Origin of the sequence: Flavobacterium ardleyense (assembly GCF_042686085.1) — a bacterium.
Taxonomy (GTDB): Bacteria; Bacteroidota; Bacteroidia; order Flavobacteriales; family Flavobacteriaceae; genus Flavobacterium; species Flavobacterium ardleyense.
Map to the genome: position 1 here is coordinate 233397 of NZ_JBHUOL010000010.1, position 18780 is coordinate 252176.

Consider the following 18780-nt stretch of genomic DNA (forward strand, 5'->3'; position numbering starts at 1 on the left):
TTTATAAAAATTTTGCAATCAACTATATTTACGACCGATGAAAACTGAATCGTTTCTATTAAAACAATTTTCGAAAGTAATAAAACCGTAAAATAATGAAAAAACAAGTACTTAAGTTTTTAAGCTTATCCTTTATTATCCTTTTAGCTTCTTGCGATAAAGAAGTAGGAACAAGTGGTGTTGTAATTAATAAACTAACTGGCGACAGAATCGCTGGTGTAACGGTTAAAATGACATCTGAACAAGGAAATCGTGAGGTACTAACAATAGCAAATGGTTATTTTGATACGTTTAAATCGTTTAGTTGCGGGTTCTCAAGTTGCAATGATGACTATAAAATTGAATTCTCAAAAGAAGGATACGAAACCAAAGTGATTCATGAAAACTTCTATAATGAAGCAGAAGCAACATTTGTAAATCCTACCACAAAAGACACTTTGATTGTAGCGTTAGAGAATTTGTAATATAATTTGATGTGAGATTGCAGAGAAAAGAGTAGGTTTATGAATTAAACTGGCATTATAAATGCACTGCTCCAAGTCAATTCCTAAATGGTTGAAAATGTACAAAATCTCGTTTTATAACGGTTAGTAAACTCATAAAAATTCCAATATAAAAAATATGCAAAAAATAGCAACAATCATTTTGACTTTCCTCTTGTATTCGTTTACACAGGCACAAACAGTCACCGAACTTTACCAAAACAAGAATTTCCCAGAGCTTGTTAAACTTGAAAAAAATGCAACCAAATTAACTCCAGACGAATTATATATGGTAGGTTTTGCATTTTTTCAACTTGAAAATGACAATAAAGCTATTGAATTCTACAACAAAGCTATTCAAAAAGGACTAGACAACGGTTCGGTCTACTTTTATAAAGGACTTTCACTTTGTTATTTAAAAAGGTATGACGAAGCATTGATTGAAATCGACATTGCTTTAAAAAAAGAACCTACTAATCAGGAATTTTTGAGTCAAAAAGGGCAGATTTATAGATATCAAGGAAAAGAAGACATTGCTTTAGAGTTCTTTGAAGAGGCAACTAAACTACCCAATACATTTGGAGAACCATTTTTTTGGGTAGCCTATATTTATCACGGAAAGCAAGAATTTCAAAAAGCTTTAAACTTGTATTACGTGGCTGCAGAAAAAGTAGCACCACAAAATAGTTATTACGGAACTACATTTGAAAGTATCGGTCAACTTGAGTATACTTTTACAAAAGATTATGCGAAATCTGCAAAAGCGTATGCTCAAGCAATTGCGATAGACCCCGACAATTACGAATTACACTACAAACTTATGAAATCTTTAAATGCTGCAAAAGAATATGTCAAAGCAGAAAATGCATTTTTAGTAGTAAAAAAAGCTTTCGAAGAAGGGAAACTACCACAAACCGATATGGAAATAAAAACCGTGCCGGTCGCCGAATTTCAATGGAATGGACAAACCGCATCAATCACAAGATCACTTATTGACCCCAAAGAAACTTTAGACATTTCCTACAAAGTTTTTTTGCTAACTAAAGAGGGAGATAAAGTAGAAAGACGCTTTGTTGTAGAAAAAACAGTACAGGTTGAAAAAAACGGTGCAAAACATTTATTATGTGAGCAAGATAAAAAAACCGGAGGACATATTACTTATCCTTACGGTTGGTCCACAGATAAAATACAACTTGACGATTTAGAAGATGTAGTAAAACTAATTCTTGACGGTAAAATGAAATATGCAGCAAAATCTGCGCCTAACAAGAAGTAATGCGAAGATTTTAAACTTAAAACAACTGTCAGAAAAAATTCTAATTTCATTACTAATAACTTTTTATGCTTCACAGGATTCTATTTTGGGAAAAGAAGTTTAATGTAGGGAATTGAAACTCTTAAAATAAAAAAACTAACATTTTCAATAAAATCGACTTCTTGATTTTTAAGCAGTAACAAAAAGCAAAAACGTTCGTCTTATTCTTAAATCAAAAAACGAACAAACTTTGGAAACCATCTTAAAAATCAATAATCTCAACAAGATTTACAACAAACGCGTGCACGCTGTAAAAAACGTGTCGTTTGAAATCAAGAAGGGAAATGTATATGGAATTCTTGGGCCAAACGGTTCCGGAAAATCCACCACTTTAGGAATCGTATTGAATGTAGTCAACAAAACTTCGGGCGATTTCGAATGGTTTGGCGGAAAAGTTGAAACGCACGATGCTTTGAAAAAAGTAGGTGCTATTATCGAACGCCCGAACTTCTATCCTTATATGACCGCCAAAGAAAATTTGGAATTGGTTTGTAAAATCAAAGGAACTCCCTTTTCAAAAGTAACCGAAAAGTTAGAATTAGTTGGACTACTTGAACGTCAAAACGACAAATTCAGAACCTATTCTTTAGGAATGAAACAACGTTTAGCGATTGCTTCTGCCCTATTAAATGATCCTGAAATATTAATTCTAGACGAACCTACAAACGGTTTAGATCCGCAAGGAATTCGTCAAATTAGAGATATCATCCGAGAAATTGCTTCCCACGGAACTACTATTTTATTGGCTTCGCATTTGTTAGATGAAGTCCAAAAAGTATGCAGTCATGTTGTCGTTTTGCGTAAAGGCGAAATGCTTTACCAAGGCTCGGTAAACGATATGATCGAAAATAACAGTTTCTTCGAACTGAAATCAAATGACATTTCAAAATTAAAAACGGTTCTTCAATCGCATCCTGCTGTTGAAAAAATTGTAGATGAAGAAGATAAAATTCTGGTTTATGTCAAACAAGATATTCCTTCATCCGAACTCAATTCCTATTTGTTTGAACAAAATATTGTTTTAGAACATCTTGTGAAAAGAAAAAATAGCTTAGAAGAACAATTTTTAGAATTAATCAAAAACTAATACGTAATGAAAAGATTACTATCCATAGAATTTCAGAAAATCTGGAAGAACAAAGCCAGCAAATTTCTACTCCTAACCTATTTTGTACTATTAAGTTTTATTGCATTAATCGCTTCTCTAAAATTTAACATTGGTTCTTTTGAAGTAAATATTGCCAATCAAGGGATTTTTAACTTCCCTTATATCTGGCACTTTAACACCTATATTGCTGCGTGGTTTAAGTTTTTCTTAGCTATAATTATTGTCTCTATGATGGCAAATGAATACACTTATGGCACCTTAAAACAGAATTTAATTGATGGATTAAGTAAAAAAGAATTTATACTTTCTAAATTTTTAGTTGTTATCGTTTTGGCTTTAGCTTCCACAGTATTTGTGTTTATCATGTCATTACTATTAGGCTATTCGTTCTCCGCTTATAATGAATTCTCAATTGTTTTTTCAGATTTAGAATATCTATTAGCACTATTTGTAAAACTTACGGCCTTTTTCTCTTTCTGTCTATTTGTTGGTATTTTGATTAAAAGAAGTGCTTTTGCTTTGGGGTTTATATTCGTATGGTTTGTATTTGAAAAATTATTTTACAGTATTTTGAAATTTCCAATTTTAAAAGGAACTAGCAAAGTTGAAAATTTTGCAGATACATTGTATAATTTCTTCCCTTTAGAAGCAATGAGCAACTTAATTAAAGAACCTTTTACACGATTAAGTTTTGCAAAAACCATAGAAGCTAGTATTGGAGGAGAGCAAGTTGCAAGAGATTACAGCATTCATTTCTCAGAAATCAGCATTGTTTTAGCGTGGACAATTGTATTTATTTTAACATCATATTACATCTTGAAAAAGAGAGATTTATAGTATCTTTGCGAGCTATGATTACACTTAAATATACCCTAAAAGTTGTAATTTTCGGATTGTTCTTTCAATTTGGAAATGCCCAATACATCACTGTTGATCAGACCTACACAGCACAAGATTTAGTTGAGAATGTGCTCGTTAATAGTTCGTGTGCTAATGTGTCAAATGTTAGTGTTTCCGGAGGAAATTTCGCTTCTGGCGTAAAAAGTTTCGGTTATTTTGACGGAGCTGGAACAGCATTTCCCTTTGAAAAAGGAATCATTCTAACCACCGGAAAAATCACAGATGCTCCAGGTCCTAATTCATACATTTCAGATGGCGGCGGCGGAATGAATTGGCCTGGCGATCAAGATTTAGATCAAGCTTTAGGGTTAAACAATACGTATAATGCTACTGTTTTAGAATTTGATTTTGTGCCTTTAGGGAATAAAATCAGCTTTGATTATATCTTTTCGTCCGAACAATATTTACTATATCCCACAGCAAGCCAGTGTAATTTTACCGATGGTTTTGCGTTTTTATTGAAAGAAGCCGGAAGTGCAACTTATCAAAATCTAGCGGTTATTCCAGGAACTACAACTCCAGTTAAAGTGAATACTGTTCGAGGTCCAGGAACCACTTGTCCGCCAGCGAATGCTGCGTACTTTGACGCTTTTAATGACGACGAACATCCTACAAATTTTAATGGTCAGACAGTGGTTTTAACCGCGCAATCCGATGTAATTCCGGGAACAACATATCATATTAAGTTAGTAATTGCTGATGAAGGAAACTATCGTTATGATTCGGCCATTTTCTTAGGCGGAGGAAGTTTTAATTTTGGAGTTAGCATCGGAGATGATCGTTTAATTGCAAACGGAAATCCACTTTGTCAATCAGAAACATTAGTTGTTGATGGAACGCAAACAGGTGCAACTGCTTACCAGTGGCTTCAAAATGGAGTAATTCTTCCAGGCGAAACTAATGCAATTTATACTATAACTTCGGAAGGAAATTATAGTGTTCAAATAAATTATGGCGCCACTTGTCAAACAACAGGAACAATTAAAATTGAAAATGCACCAATCTTATCAATCAGCCAAGATGAATTTACTTTGTGCGATGCAGATGCAGTTCAAGATGGAAAAACGGTATTTAATTTAACTCAAATTGCTGCCGATTTATTTACTAGTATTCCTTCAAGCTACATTATTTCATTCTTTGAAACACCAACAAGCACAGTTGCTCTACCAGATAATTATACCAATTCAACCGCTTTCAACCAAACAATTTATGCTCGAATTACGAACATTCAAGGTTGCTATACCGATGTTCCTGTGCGATTAATTGTAAATACTTTTGATGCTGTTTTAGTGGATGAAGAATTAGGATTGTGTGAAAATAATCCAATAATTCTAAATGCAGGAAATGGATTTGCATCGTACAGCTGGAATACAACTCCAGTTCAAACTTCGCAAGAAATAACAGTTAATGCAGCCGGAACTTATAGTGTTACACTTACTAATGCTACGAATTGTTCGAAAACGAAAACCTTTACGGTTACGGCTTCAGGAATTGCAACTATAACTGCTATTGTAATTAATGATTTTGCAAGCAACAATACCGCAACTATTGAATTTAGTGGATTAGGAATCTACGAATTTTCACTAGATGGAAGTAATTACCAAAGTTCGCCAGTGTTCAATAATTTAGAAGAAGGCCAATATACGGTTTTTGTGAAAGACACTAAAGATTGTGGAATAGTTTCAGCAAGCTTCTATATTTTGGATTACCCAAAATACTTTACTCCAAATAGCGATGGCTATAATGATTTTTGGATGATAAAAAACCTAGACAAGCGCAATTTAGAAAACAGTAAAATCAAAATTTTTGATCGCTACGGAAAATTCGTTTATCAAATAATTCCAGAAAGTGCTGGTTGGGATGGAAACCTTAATGGCGTTCAATTACCAAGTACTGATTATTGGTTTGTAATGGATTTGAAAGACGGAAAAACAGTAAAAGGACATTTCTCTTTAAAACGATAGGCATAATAATTGCAGAATAGACTACAAAATAATATATTCGCAGTATGATGCAAAAACACGAAATAGAAGCTATTAAATTAGCCTTAGCTACACCAAAAAGAATTGCCATAATTCCACATAGAAATCCAGATGGAGACGCTATGGGTTCCACTTTAGGCTTATATCATATTTTAAAACAATTGCAGCACGATGTTGTCGTAATTGCTCCAAATGAATTTCCAGATTTCTTAGCTTGGCTTCCAGAAAGCGAAAAAGTGATGGTTTTTGAACGTAGTTTTGACAAATGTAAAGCTATTTTAGAAAAAGCAGAATTACTTTTCACTTTAGACTTCAATGCTTTGCACAGAACGGGTGACCAAATGGAAAATCTACTAAAAACACTTACTGCAACAAGTGTAATGATTGACCATCACCAAGCGCCTGATGGCTATGCGACTTATACTTTTTCAGATACTGCTTATGGTTCAACTTGCCAAATGGTTTATGATTTCATCTATCAACTAGGCTACGAAAACTTGCTAAACAAAACAGTTGCAACATGTTTATACACCGGAATTGTAACAGATTCAGGCGGATTTCGTTTCCCAAAAACAACAAGTGCTACTCATAAATGTGTCGCAGATTTGATTGATAGAGGCATCAACAATAGTGAGATTCATAATTTACTGTTTGATGATTCTACCTATAATCGTTTATTATTGTTAGGAAAAGCATTGCAGAATTTAAAGATATTAAACGAATACAAAACGTCATATATTACCTTAAGTCAAGATGAATTGAATGAATTTGGTCATCAAAAAGGCGATACAGAAGGTATTGTTAATTATGGCCTTAGCATAAAAGGGATCGATTTTACAGCGATTTTTATCGAGAATAAAGAAGAAGGAATTGTGAAAATCTCATTCCGTTCGCAAGGTGCTTTTGATGTAAACCAATTTGCACGCACTCATTTTGAAGGTGGCGGTCACATTAATGCCGCTGGTGGAAAATCTTTTTTGCCACTTGAAGAAACAGTACAAAAATTTATTGCTATTTTAGCATCAGAAAAAAAATAAAAATGAAACCATATTCCTACCTACTAATCGCTTCGATGGCACTTCTATCTGCAAGTTGTTCAAAACAGCAACAAGCGCGCCAGCCTGTTTCGCACAAATCAGGAACTTTTATCAAAGAATCAATTGAACGAAATAAAATATTAGTAGCTAGCGAAGAAAACCTAATCGATTCAGTGATTAAAAATGATACGCTTAAACAATATGTAGCTTCAAGCAAAGGATATTGGTATAAGTATGATCATAAAATAGACGAAGCGCTATCTTTTCCAAAAAGAGGTGATATTGTGTATTATGAATACGAAATAAAGGATTTAGAGAGTAATGTTATCTATTCTAAAGTTGAAACCAAACCGCAAGTCTATTATGTAGATAAAGAAAACATAATGACGGGATTGCGTGATGGTATCAAACTTATGAAAAAAGGAGAAACGGTTACTTTCCTATTTCCATCGCACATGGCATACGGTTATCATGGCGATAATAAAAAAATCAGTACAAACGAACCATTGATTTGTACGGTTACATTAAATGACTTTAAAACAGATACACAAGCAAAATAAAAATGAAAACAATGAGACCAATTTCAATTTTACTAGTAAGCTTACTAGCACTTTTCACTTCTTGTACAAAATCTTATGACCAGCTAAAAGAGGGAATCTACGCTGAAATAGAAACTTCTAAAGGAAATATGATTGTACAATTAGAGTACAAAAAAGTTCCAAATACAGTTGCCAATTTCATTACACTTGCCGAAGGTAAAAACCAATTTGTAAGTGATGAATTTAAAGAAAAGCCTTTTTATGATGGCTTAAAGTTTCATAGAGTAATTCCTGAATTCATGATTCAAGGAGGCGATCCTAATGGTGACGGTTCTGGAGGACCTGGTTATAAATTTAAAGATGAATTTCATCCTGATTTAAAACACAGTAAAGCTGGAATATTATCAATGGCAAATGCTGGACCTGGAACAAACGGAAGTCAGTTTTTTATTACCCATAAAGATACTCCGTGGTTAGATAATATGCACACCGTTTTTGGCGAAGTAGTTGAAGGATTAGAAGTTATCAATTTGATTGAAGCAAATGACATCATTGATAAAGTTACAATTATCCGTATTGGGACTGATGCTAAAAAGTTTGATGCCATTAAAATATTTAAAAACTACTATTCAAAAGTAGAAAAGGAACAAAAAGAAGAGGAAGAGCAAGGAAGAATTTTATTAGAGAATAAGGTAAAAGAAATCAATGCTTTAAAAGAAAATGGAACGAAAGCCGCTTCTGGATTAATTTACGAAATTACTGATAAAGGATCTGATAAAAAACCAGATGCAAACAGCAGCGTTTTAATCAACTATTCAGGATTCTTAGAAAACGGAATGCAATTTGATACTACTATAGAAGAGAGCGCAAAACAATATGGCTCATACAACGGCAACAAAGCAGCACAAAATGGATATAGTCCGTACCCAGCAAAAATGAATGACTTACAATTTATCCCTGGATTTATCGAAGGAATTAAGATGCTAAATTACGGTGGAAAGGCAAAATTATACATTCCCGCTAATTTAGCTTATGGTGAGCAAGGTGCAGGAGGAGTTATTCCACCAAATGCAAATATTATTTTTGAAATTGAAATTTTAGAAAACCCAACAAAATAATTACAATGAAAAACATAGTTAAAACTATTGCCATCGCGCTAAGCTGCATTACTTTAGGGTTTGCGCAGAGCAAAAAGCAAGAAGGGATGTTTGCCGAAATCAATACGACAAAAGGAACTATAGTTGTTGCATTAGAATTTCAAAAAACACCTATAACCGTGGCGAGTTTTGTTTCGTTAGCGGAAGGAAATAACAACCAAGTTAAAGACTCTTTTAAAGGAAAACCGTTCTATAATGGTTTGAAGTTTCACAGAGTAATTAAAGATTTTATGGTGCAAGGTGGTTGTCCAGATGGAACTGGTGCAGGCGAACCGGGTTATAAATTTATAGATGAAATTACAGACTTAACACATGAAGGTCCTGGAATATTATCTATGGCAAATTCAGGACCGGGAACAAATGGAAGTCAATTTTTCATTACACACAAACAAACTGCTTGGTTAGACGGAAAACACACTGTTTTTGGTCACGTTATTACAGGGCAAGAAATTATAGATAAAATCGAGCAAAACGATGTAATAAATTCTGTTGTCATTATTAGAAAAGGAAAAGAAGCTAAAAAATTCAAAGCGGATAAAATTTTCAATGATTATTTTGACAAGAAAGAAGAAAATGATAAGATTCAAGCTGTGAAAAATGATGAAGCTAAGAAAGCTTTAGTAGCAGTTCTTGCTGAAAAACAAAAAATTCAAGCAGAAATAGAAGCACAAAAGAAAAAAGAAATTGAAGCGAAATTAGTAGGAATTAAAGCCGCTAAAGTAACGTCATTAAATGCTTTAAGAGCTACTGCAATTAAAACTCCGTCTGGCTTAGAATATGTAATTACTGCAAAAGGTGATGGCAAAAAACCAGCTGATGGTGCAAATATATTTGTTCATTATTCGGGGTATTTTGAAGATGGAACTTTATTTGACAGCAGCCATGAAGATGTTTCAAGAACTAATGGAAAATTTGATCAAAGCAGAAAAGATGGAAATGGCTACGCTCCTTTTCCATTTAAATATGCAAATAAAACAGGTTTAATCGCTGGTTTTTTAGAAGGTGTTAATATGTTATCATTTGGTGACAAAATTACGTTATTCATCCCTTCAAATCTTGCATATGGCGAGGCTGGTGCTGGCGGTGTAATTCCTGGAAATGCCAATCTAATTTTTGAAGTGGAAATCTTAGAAACGCAACCTTCGAAATAAAAGAGATAAAAATTAAGCCGACTGGCTCTACTTGTAAAAATGTCATACTGAAATTATTTTAGTGTGACATTTTTTTTTAGCGCAACAACAAATCATGCATGAAAAGACTTTAATTTCTTAAAAAAGTTAAAACATAAATACTTTCGAAAATTTAAACAACAAAAAAGCCTCAAAACGCATTGTTTTAAGGCTTCTTTATAATCTTATGACTACAATATTAGAACTTCCAATCGAAGTCGTCTTTATCGCTAAAAACAGCTCCTACTTCCACTTTTACAATCTCATTGTAATCCACATGGAAAAAAATCCAATTGTCTTCGTTAAAATAACTCATCATTCCTTCGATGGTATCTGTTTCGAAAGCTTTTAGCTTATTTTTCTCTAGAATTGGAAAAATTTCACTCCAGTTCTTTCCGATCAAAGTTGTTCCAAATAATTTTGCACTTGGCTCTGAAGTGGTAATGTATCCTAATTTATAATCTTCTTCTTTGTAAAGAATCAAACGTAATTTTCTTGCGTTGTACATAAAGACAACGTTTTCTTCTTCGTCTTTATATTGTGTATCGGGTTTTCCCAATACTTTGATAACATCTTGCTCTTTCATTCCGAAAAGCAAATTATCAATTCCGTATTTTAATTTTATTTCCATGCTAGTATATGCTAAAAAATCCCGATTTTCATCGGGATTTAGATTTATGCTATTTTAAAACGTTTTCTATCGTTTTCTGTCAGATAAATTTTACGAAGACGAATTGATTTTGGAGTTACCTCAACATATTCATCTTTTTGGATATATTCTAACGCTTCTTCTAATGAGAATTTGATTGGCGGGATAATTCTCGCTTTTTCGTCATTTCCTGAAGAACGAACGTTTGATTGTTTCTTAGCTTTCGTCACGTTGATACACATATCATCGCCACGGCTATTTTCTCCAATTACTTGACCTTCGTAGATTTCCTCGTTAGGATCAACGAAGAATTTACCTCTATCTTGTAATTTATCAATAGAATAAGGAATTGCTTTTCCATTTTCCATAGAAATTAACGATCCATTATTACGTCCAGGAATATCACCTTTTAATGGTTCATATCCAATGTAACGGTGTGACATAATTGCTTCCCCAGCTGTAGCAGTAAGTAATTGATTTCTTAAACCGATAATTCCACGAGATGGAATGTTAAATTTAATAATCATACGTTCTCCTTTACCTTCCATAGAAAGCATTTCACCTTTACGAAGCGAAACGAATTCTACTGCTCTACCTGAAAGATTTTCTGGTAAATCGATAGTTAATTCTTCAATTGGTTCACATTTAACACCATCAACTTCTTTGATGATTACTTGTGGCTGACCGATTTGTAATTCATAACCTTCTCTTCTCATTGTTTCAATAAGAACAGATAAGTGAAGTACACCACGACCAAAAACCATAAATTTATCAGCAGAATCAGTTTCACCTAACTTCATAGCTAAGTTTTTCTCTAATTCTTTTGTTAGACGATCTCTAATATGACGAGAAGTTACAAATTTACCTTCTTTACCAAAGAATGGTGAATCGTTAATTGTAAACAACATACTCATAGTTGGTTCGTCAATATCAATAGTTTTTAAAGCTTCTGGATTTTCATAATCAGCGATAGTATCACCAATTTCGAAACCTTCTACTCCAATAATTGCACAGATATCTCCAGCAATTACTTCTTCAACTTTTTTACGACCTAAACCTTCGAAAGTATGAAGTTCTTTAATTCTTGATTTGATTATTTTACCATCTCTCTTTACTAAAGAAATTGGCATACCTTCTCTTAATACACCTCTTTCTAAACGACCAATCGCAATACGACCTGTGAAAGAAGAGAAATCTAATGAAGTAATTAACATTTGAGGTGTTCCTTCAGATACTTTAGGAGCTGGTACATGTTTAAGTACCATATCTAATAAAGGCTCTAAGTTTTCAGTTTGAACTCTAAAATCATCTGACATCCAGTTGTTTTTAGCAGATCCATAAACTGTAGGGAAATCTAACTGATCTTCTGTAGCACCTAATTCGAACATTAAGTCGAATACTTTTTCATGAACTTCTTCTGGCGTACAGTTTTCTTTATCAACTTTATTGATAACTACACAAGGCTTTAATCCTAAATCAATTGCTTTTTGAAGTACAAAACGCGTTTGTGGCATAGGACCTTCAAATGCATCTACTAAAAGACATACACCATCTGCCATATTAAGCACACGTTCAACCTCACCACCAAAGTCAGCGTGACCTGGAGTGTCAATAATATTTATTTTTGTTCCTTTATACATTACCGAAACGTTCTTAGAAGTAATAGTAATACCTCTTTCACGTTCCAAGTCGTTATTGTCAAGGATTAAATCTCCTGAATTTTCGTTTTCACGAAATAGTTGACAATGGTACATAATTTTGTCTACTATGGTAGTCTTACCGTGATCGACGTGAGCAATAATTGCAATGTTTCTAATAGGAGTCATTTATTAATTTTTAAGGGTGCAAATATAATCTTTATTTTTTTTAATTTACTATAGTAATCAATACTTTACGAAAAAAATATTGGAAACAAAAAAAAGCTCCCTAAAAAAGAGAGCTTTATTATAATTACGAGTACATTATTATAACGTAGCTACGAATTTTGATAATTTAGATTTTATGTTAGAAGCTTTGTTATTATGAATAACATTTTTCTTAGCTAACCTGTCAATCATAGAGAAAACTGATGATAACTTTGCAGTTGCTTCAGCTTTGTCAGTAGCTAAACGAATAGCTTTGATTGCATTACGAGTAGTTTTGTGTTGGTATCTGTTCAACACTCTTTTCTTATCGTTACTTCTAATTCTTTTTAAAGCAGATTGATGACTTGCCATTTTGTTCTTTTTTTTAATTGTAATAATTGTTATAAACTACTAGTTAAAAAAGAAAAACCTCCCACAACTTTAAAACAGTCACTTTGGTTTTAACTAATAAAATAATACTCGAGACACCAACTATTATTTTACAAAACTTATTTACAACTAATTCTGTAGCCCGTAGGGGAATCGAACCCCTCTTACATGGATGAAAACCATGCGTCCTAACCGATAGACGAACGGGCCATTAACCTATTCTTTTTTGTATTCTCAACTTGTAGCCCGTAGGGGAATCGAACCCCTCTTACATGGATGAAAACCATGCGTCCTAACCGATAGACGAACGGGCCATTACATTATTTCTGTAATGCGAGTGCAAAAATACAACTTATTTTGATATCTGCAAGACCTAGGCCAAAAATTTTCGTTTTTTTTAATACGCCTTAGCAAAAAGCACTCGTCCATTTGAAGAATTCCCAGTAAGCACACAGCTTCCCGCCTCTTCCACTCTATTTAATGCAATACAACGAATTGTTGCTTTTGTAAGATCTTTAATTTTCTCTTCTGTTTCAGCTGTTCCATCCCAATGTGCAGAAATGAAGCCACCTTTAGTTTCTAAAACTTCTTTAAACTCTTCGAAAGAATTTACTTCTGTAATATGCGAATCTCTATAATTCAATGCGTTAGTGAATAAATCGCTTTGAATTCTCTTCAATAAATTTTGGATATAAACTTCAATTCCTTCTTTAGAAACGACTTCTTTTGACAAATTGTCTCTTCTTGCCACTTCATACGTTCCATTCTCTAAATCGTTAGGTCCAACAGCAATTCTGACAGGAACACCCTTTAATTCCCACTCAGCAAATTTGAAACCCGGTTTTTGAGTATCTCTATTGTCAAACTTTACAGAAACGCCTAGTTTTTTCAATTCTGTCATTAAACCATTGACTTGCTCAGAAATAGCGTCAAATTGCTCCTCTGTTCTGTAAATAGGCACAATCACAACTTGAATAGGTGCCAAATTTGGAGGTAAAACCAATCCTTTATCATCTGAGTGCGTCATTACTAAAGCTCCCATTAAACGCGTTGAAACACCCCAAGACGTTCCCCAAACATATTCTTGCTTCCCTTCTTTGTTTGCGAATTTCACATCAAATGCTTTTGCGAAATTTTGACCTAAAAAGTGAGAAGTTCCCGCTTGCAATGCTTTTCCATCCTGCATCAAAGCTTCGATACAGTAGGTTTCTTCTGCCCCTGCAAAGCGTTCTGTTTCTGTTTTTAATCCTTTCACCACTGGAATTGCCATAAATTCTTGAGCAAATTCAGCATAAACATGCATCATTTTTTCAGATTCTTCAATTGCCTCCTCGCGTGTTGCGTGAGCCGTATGCCCTTCTTGCCACAAAAACTCCGCAGTTCTTAAGAACAAACGCGTTCTCATTTCCCATCGCACCACATTTGCCCACTGGTTGATCAATAAAGGTAAATCTCTGTAAGACTGGACCCAACCTTTATAAGTTGACCAAATTATAGCTTCACTAGTAGGACGAACAATTAGCTCTTCTTCCAGTTTTGCATTTGGGTCAACCATTAATTTTCCAGGGTTATTTTCGTCGTTTTTTAAACGGTAATGTGTTACAATTGCACACTCTTTAGCAAAGCCTTCTGCATTTTTTTCTTCGGCTTCAAACATACTTTTAGGCACAAAAAGCGGAAAATACGCATTTTCATGTCCTGTTTCTTTAAACATTTTATCTAATTGAGCTTGCATTTTTTCCCAAATTGCATAGCCATAGGGTTTAATTACCATACACCCTCTAACTCCTGAATTCTCAGCTAAGTCAGCCTTTACGACTAATTCATTATACCATTTGGAATAATCTTCTGCTCTTGTTGTTAAGTTCTTGCTCATAATGAATAAATTGGCATAAAAATTGTTATATTAATTTTAACTATAAAGTTCGACAAAAATAGTTAAATTTGAGGTGTCCAACAATAAAAAAATAAGCGCTATGAAAACTTATTCTACTATTAATAAAAAATACATTGCTTTTTCCATACTTGGTCTATTAGCAATATTCACCACTTCATGTGGTTCGTACCAAAATTCATCGTATTATGATAACGATGGTGTTTACAAATCTGCAGAACGCCCACAAGAGCGAACTGAGAACAAATATAGTGAACAAAATATTGAAAAATCTAATGAGTATACGCAACAATTCAGAGCTATGCAAGAAGATTATTCGTATTTCACTGATGTAGAAAATTATGAATCGCAAGATCAAGATACGGTTGTAACAGTCTACAGAAATGATTATAACAATAATAACAGCTACGCAGGCTGGGGAAATAATGCTTCTGATGTAACTGTCAATTATTACAACTCAGGTTGGAATAATTGGTATTCTCCATATTGGGGATATTCTAATTATGGATATGGTGGCTATTATGGAAGTGGCTGGGGAATTGGCTTCAGTTCTTGGTACGGCCCAAGCTATGGATGGAATTCTTGGTACGGAAACGGCTGGGGAGGTTATTATGGATCAGGCTGGGGCAATGGATATTATAACAGTTACTACAATAATGGCTATTACAACAATGGTTACTACGGTGGTTACTATGGAAGAAATACAGTAAGAAACGCTGGAAGAAGAGGTGGTGATGGTTATTACAACGGGAATTCTGGAAGAAATTCAGGGAATTATAATACCCAAGGAAGAACAAATACTAACTTCTCTAGAACTTCGAGAATAAATAATACAAGAAACACAAATTCTCCAACAAGAACTGTAACACCTAGAACTTCTACGCCAAGAAACAATTCCGCTCCAACAAGAACTTACACACCAAGAGATAATTCTAACTCAACGCCAAGAACTTCTACGCCTAGGACTTCTACGCCTAGGACTTCTACGCCTAGAGATAACTCTACTCCCCCAAGAACTTCTACACCAAGAACCTCTACACCAAGAGATAATTCAACTCCGGCAAGAACAAACACAACTAGAGATAATTCTAATTCAAGCCCTAGAAGCAACAATAGCTATTCAACTCCAAGAAGTTCAGGCGGTAGCTCTTCTGGCGGCGGTGGCGGACGTACTTCTAGCGGTGGCAGAGGCGGACGCGGTTAATTGTTACATTTAGAATTCTATCTTATAAAATAAATAAAATGAGAAAAATTATAGTATCACTCTTGTTAGGTAGCGCTATGCTGTCAACTGCTCAAGAGACCACAATAAATGACGCATTGCGATATGCTACAAATAATTTAACAGGAACGGCTCGCTTTAGAGGAATGAGTGGCGCCTTTGGAGCTGTTGGAGGCGATATGTCTGCTATCAATGTCAATCCTGCAGGTTCAGCATTTTTTAACAACAACTATGCAAGTATTTCAGGAAGTAGTTTTAACTCTAAAAACAACTCCAATTACTTTGGAAATGTAACAAATGACAAATTTAGCACATTAGATTTAAATCAGATTGGAGCCGTTTTAGTTTTTAATGATAAGTCAGGGAAATCTGATTGGTCTAAAATTGTAGTGGGTTTAAATTATGAAAACACTAATGATTTTGACAATCGCTTCTTTAATGCTGGAGTAAACCCAAATAACTCTATTGATCGTTATTTCTTAGATAAAGCACAAGGCCTACCTCTTGAATATGTTGTAACAGAACAAGGAGAATCAATCACTGAATTATATACTTATTTAGGACAGACTAGTGGATTAGGTTTTCCTGCACAACAAGCAATGTTAGCTTTTCAAGGTTATTTAATTGATACTGACGCACCTGAATCTTATTTCAGTAATGTAGAGACTAGTGGAAATTATTACCAAGACAACTATGTTACTACTACAGGTTATAATGGCAAATTATCTTTTAATTTTGCGACTTCTTATCAAAACAAATTGTTTTTAGGAATTAACTTAAATGCACATTTCACAGATTACCTAAAAAGTTCATCTGTATATGAAAGTAATAACAATCGTTTAAATGATACTGGTTTTACTGCTACAGACATTCAATTTGACAACGAATTGTATACTTACGGTACAGGATTCTCACTGAATTTAGGAGCTATCTATAAATTTACAGAAAGTTTTAGAGGTGGAATTGCTTATGAGTCTCCAACTTGGTATCGCTTGAATGATGAATTAGCACAACGCTTAATAGTTGTTAGAACCGATGGCGTTAGCGATTTTCGTGAGGTTATAGCACCAAACACAACGAATCTTTACGATACTTACAAAATACAAACACCTAGTAAATGGACAGTTAGTGCTGCTTACATATTTGACAAAATAGGTTTGTTAAGTATTGATTACGCAATGAAAGATTATAGCAACACAAAATTTAAACCAACAAGCGATGACACATACCGTAATTTAAATACTGATATGGATAACCTATTTCAAAACGCATACGAATTAAGAATTGGTGGGGAATACAAAATAAAGCAATGGAGTGTTCGTGGCGGCTATCGCTTTGAAGAAAGTCCATACAAAAACGATTTTGCAATGGGTGATTTAACGGGATATTCAACAGGGATTGGTTATAATTTTGGTGAAAGTAAATTAGATTTAGCTTACGCAAATGACCACAGAAATTACAACATGGCATTAATTTCTTCAGGAATGAACGATACAGCTAGAATAAGAACTACAAATAACAACGTAACGCTTACCTACTCTATTAACTTCTAAGAATTTAAAATATTATACAAAACCACTTTTCAATCGAAGTGGTTTTTTTTTGGACCGACCTCAGCTACTAGCCCCGATGGGAGTGGCATCCTTTTTTTATCTTTTAAGTTTACCAAACTTAGAAGATGAAAAAAGATAAAACGGACAGCGGGACCAAACCTTTAAAAAATTCACAATAGCTGGTGCTTCTACTGATTATTTTATGTAATTTTGCACCTCAAATTTAAAAGCATGAGAACCAAATCGTTAAAGAAAAATAAAATCAATGTAATTACGCTAGGATGTTCAAAAAACACCTATGATAGCGAAGTTTTAATGGGACAGTTGAAAGCCAGTGGCAAAGACGTTGCTCATGAACAAGAAGGAAACATCGTTGTAATTAATACTTGTGGTTTTATTGACAATGCAAAAGAAGAATCGATCAATACGATTTTGGAATATGTAGAAAAAAAAGAGCAAGGAATTGTTGATAAAGTATTCGTAACTGGATGTTTATCGGAAAGATATCGTCCTGATTTAGAAAAGGAAATTCCGGATGTGGATCAATATTTTGGTACTACAGAATTACCTTTATTATTGAAAGCTTTAGGAGCAGATTATAAACACGAATTATTGGGAGAACGTTTAACGACTACGCCAAAAAATTACGCGTATTTAAAAATTGCGGAAGGTTGTGATAGACCTTGTAGTTTTTGTGCGATTCCATTGATGCGTGGAACTCACGTTTCGCAATCGATTGAAAAATTAGTGAGAGAAGCAGAAGGTTTAGCGAAAAACGGTGTTAAAGAATTGATCTTAATTGCTCAAGATTTAACGTATTACGGATTGGATTTATACAAAAAACGTAATCTCGCCGAATTATTAGAAAACCTTTCAAAAGTAGAAGGAATTGAATGGATTCGTTTGCATTATGCCTTCCCGACTGGTTTTCCTATGGATGTTTTAGATTTAATGAAACGCGAACCAAAGATTTGTAATTATATTGATATTCCGTTGCAACATATTTCAGACAAAATTCTGAAATCTATGAAGCGTGGAACAACCAAAGAAAAAACAACTAAGTTATTACAAGAATTCAGAGAAAGAGTTCCTGGAATGGCTATTAGAACAACATTAATTGTTGGATATCCTGGTGAAACACAAGAAGATTTTGAAATTCTTCGTGATTGGGTTCAGGAAATGAAGTTTGAACGTTTAGGTTGTTTTACTTATTCGCATGAAGAAAATACGGGAGCTTACGTTTTAGAAGATGACGTACCGCAAGAAGTGAAACAAGCACGTGCTGCTGAAATCATGGATTTACAATCGCAAATTTCGTGGGATTTGAATCAGGAAAAAATTGGTCAGACTTTTAAATGTGTTATTGACAGAAAAGAAGGACAACACTTCATTGGAAGAACTGAATTTGATAGTCCGGATGTGGATAATGAAGTTTTAGTTGATGCTTCTAAATACTATTTAAAAACAGGAGATTTTGTAAACTTAAAAGTAACAGATGCTACTGAATTTGATTTGTACGCCGAACCAATTTCTTAAAGT

General features: G+C 34.0%; 16 protein-coding genes and 2 tRNA genes. 12 read left to right on the plus strand and 6 right to left on the minus strand.

The window, feature by feature from the left end; translation table 11 throughout:
* The first annotated feature begins 95 nt into the window (after nucleotides 1–95).
* The 9 genes from ACFSX9_RS04945 (at nucleotide 96) to ACFSX9_RS04985 (ending at nucleotide 9671) form a co-directional block, all read left to right on the plus strand.
* Complete coding sequence (locus ACFSX9_RS04945; protein WP_379805171.1) at nucleotides 96–464, plus strand: carboxypeptidase-like regulatory domain-containing protein; 369 nt, start codon at nucleotides 96–98, stop codon at nucleotides 462–464.
* Nucleotides 465–621: 157 nt separating this feature from the next.
* Nucleotides 622–1758: a tetratricopeptide repeat protein gene (locus ACFSX9_RS04950; RefSeq protein ID WP_379805174.1), complete on the plus strand. Its 1137-nt coding sequence runs from the start codon at nucleotides 622–624 to the stop codon at nucleotides 1756–1758.
* A 229-nt stretch (nucleotides 1759–1987) separates the two neighbouring features.
* Nucleotides 1988–2884, plus strand: coding sequence for an ABC transporter ATP-binding protein (locus ACFSX9_RS04955; protein ID WP_379805177.1), 897 nt, complete (start codon nucleotides 1988–1990; stop codon nucleotides 2882–2884).
* Between the two features lie 6 nt (nucleotides 2885–2890).
* The gene (locus ACFSX9_RS04960) at nucleotides 2891–3742 is read left to right on the plus strand and encodes an ABC transporter permease (protein ID WP_379805179.1); all 852 of its coding nucleotides are present in this window, start codon (nucleotides 2891–2893) and stop codon (nucleotides 3740–3742) included.
* A gap of 14 nt (nucleotides 3743–3756) precedes the next feature.
* The gene (locus ACFSX9_RS04965) at nucleotides 3757–5769 is read left to right on the plus strand and encodes a T9SS type B sorting domain-containing protein (RefSeq protein WP_379805181.1); all 2013 of its coding nucleotides are present in this window, start codon (nucleotides 3757–3759) and stop codon (nucleotides 5767–5769) included.
* Nucleotides 5770–5813: 44 nt separating this feature from the next.
* A complete protein-coding gene (locus ACFSX9_RS04970; RefSeq protein ID WP_379805184.1) occupies nucleotides 5814–6824 on the plus strand; it encodes a DHH family phosphoesterase in 1011 nt (336 codons plus the stop codon).
* Between the two features lie 2 nt (nucleotides 6825–6826).
* Nucleotides 6827–7384 carry a gliding motility-associated peptidyl-prolyl isomerase GldI gene (gene gldI / locus ACFSX9_RS04975; RefSeq protein ID WP_379805187.1) on the plus strand — a complete coding sequence of 186 codons (558 nt, stop codon included), beginning with the start codon at nucleotides 6827–6829 and terminating at the stop codon, nucleotides 7382–7384.
* Between the two features lie 11 nt (nucleotides 7385–7395).
* A complete protein-coding gene (locus ACFSX9_RS04980; RefSeq protein WP_379805190.1) occupies nucleotides 7396–8481 on the plus strand; it encodes a peptidylprolyl isomerase in 1086 nt (361 codons plus the stop codon).
* Nucleotides 8482–8486: 5 nt separating this feature from the next.
* Nucleotides 8487–9671 carry a peptidylprolyl isomerase gene (locus ACFSX9_RS04985; protein WP_379805192.1) on the plus strand — a complete coding sequence of 395 codons (1185 nt, stop codon included), beginning with the start codon at nucleotides 8487–8489 and terminating at the stop codon, nucleotides 9669–9671.
* Nucleotides 9672–9888: 217 nt separating this feature from the next.
* Here the strand turns inward: ACFSX9_RS04985 and ACFSX9_RS04990 are convergent, their stop codons facing one another.
* The 6 genes from ACFSX9_RS04990 to proS all read right to left on the minus strand — a co-directional run bounded on the left by ACFSX9_RS04990 (nucleotide 9889) and on the right by proS (nucleotide 14448).
* Nucleotides 9889–10320 carry a hypothetical protein gene (locus ACFSX9_RS04990; protein WP_379805194.1) on the minus strand — a complete coding sequence of 144 codons (432 nt, stop codon included), beginning with the start codon at nucleotides 10318–10320 and terminating at the stop codon, nucleotides 9889–9891.
* A 44-nt stretch (nucleotides 10321–10364) separates the two neighbouring features.
* On the minus strand, nucleotides 10365–12164 hold the full coding sequence (typA, locus tag ACFSX9_RS04995; RefSeq protein WP_379805197.1) for a translational GTPase TypA: 1800 nt from the start codon (nucleotides 12162–12164) through the stop codon (nucleotides 10365–10367).
* A gap of 138 nt (nucleotides 12165–12302) precedes the next feature.
* Nucleotides 12303–12554: a 30S ribosomal protein S20 gene (rpsT, locus tag ACFSX9_RS05000; protein ID WP_379805200.1), complete on the minus strand. Its 252-nt coding sequence runs from the start codon at nucleotides 12552–12554 to the stop codon at nucleotides 12303–12305.
* A 156-nt stretch (nucleotides 12555–12710) separates the two neighbouring features.
* Nucleotides 12711–12782: transfer RNA gene (locus ACFSX9_RS05005), tRNA-Glu, on the minus strand.
* Between the two features lie 32 nt (nucleotides 12783–12814).
* Nucleotides 12815–12886 (minus strand) — tRNA-Glu (locus tag ACFSX9_RS05010).
* Between the two features lie 83 nt (nucleotides 12887–12969).
* A complete protein-coding gene (proS, locus tag ACFSX9_RS05015; protein ID WP_379805203.1) occupies nucleotides 12970–14448 on the minus strand; it encodes a proline--tRNA ligase in 1479 nt (492 codons plus the stop codon).
* A gap of 100 nt (nucleotides 14449–14548) precedes the next feature.
* Between proS and ACFSX9_RS05020 the strand changes: the two genes are divergently transcribed.
* The 3 genes from ACFSX9_RS05020 (at nucleotide 14549) to rimO (ending at nucleotide 18777) form a co-directional block, all read left to right on the plus strand.
* Nucleotides 14549–15670, plus strand: coding sequence for a hypothetical protein (locus ACFSX9_RS05020; protein WP_379805205.1), 1122 nt, complete (start codon nucleotides 14549–14551; stop codon nucleotides 15668–15670).
* Between the two features lie 38 nt (nucleotides 15671–15708).
* A complete protein-coding gene (locus ACFSX9_RS05025; protein WP_379805208.1) occupies nucleotides 15709–17241 on the plus strand; it encodes an OmpP1/FadL family transporter in 1533 nt (510 codons plus the stop codon).
* A 231-nt stretch (nucleotides 17242–17472) separates the two neighbouring features.
* Nucleotides 17473–18777 carry a 30S ribosomal protein S12 methylthiotransferase RimO gene (gene rimO / locus ACFSX9_RS05030; protein WP_379805211.1) on the plus strand — a complete coding sequence of 435 codons (1305 nt, stop codon included), beginning with the start codon at nucleotides 17473–17475 and terminating at the stop codon, nucleotides 18775–18777.
* The last annotated feature ends 3 nt before the right edge of the window (nucleotides 18778–18780 follow it).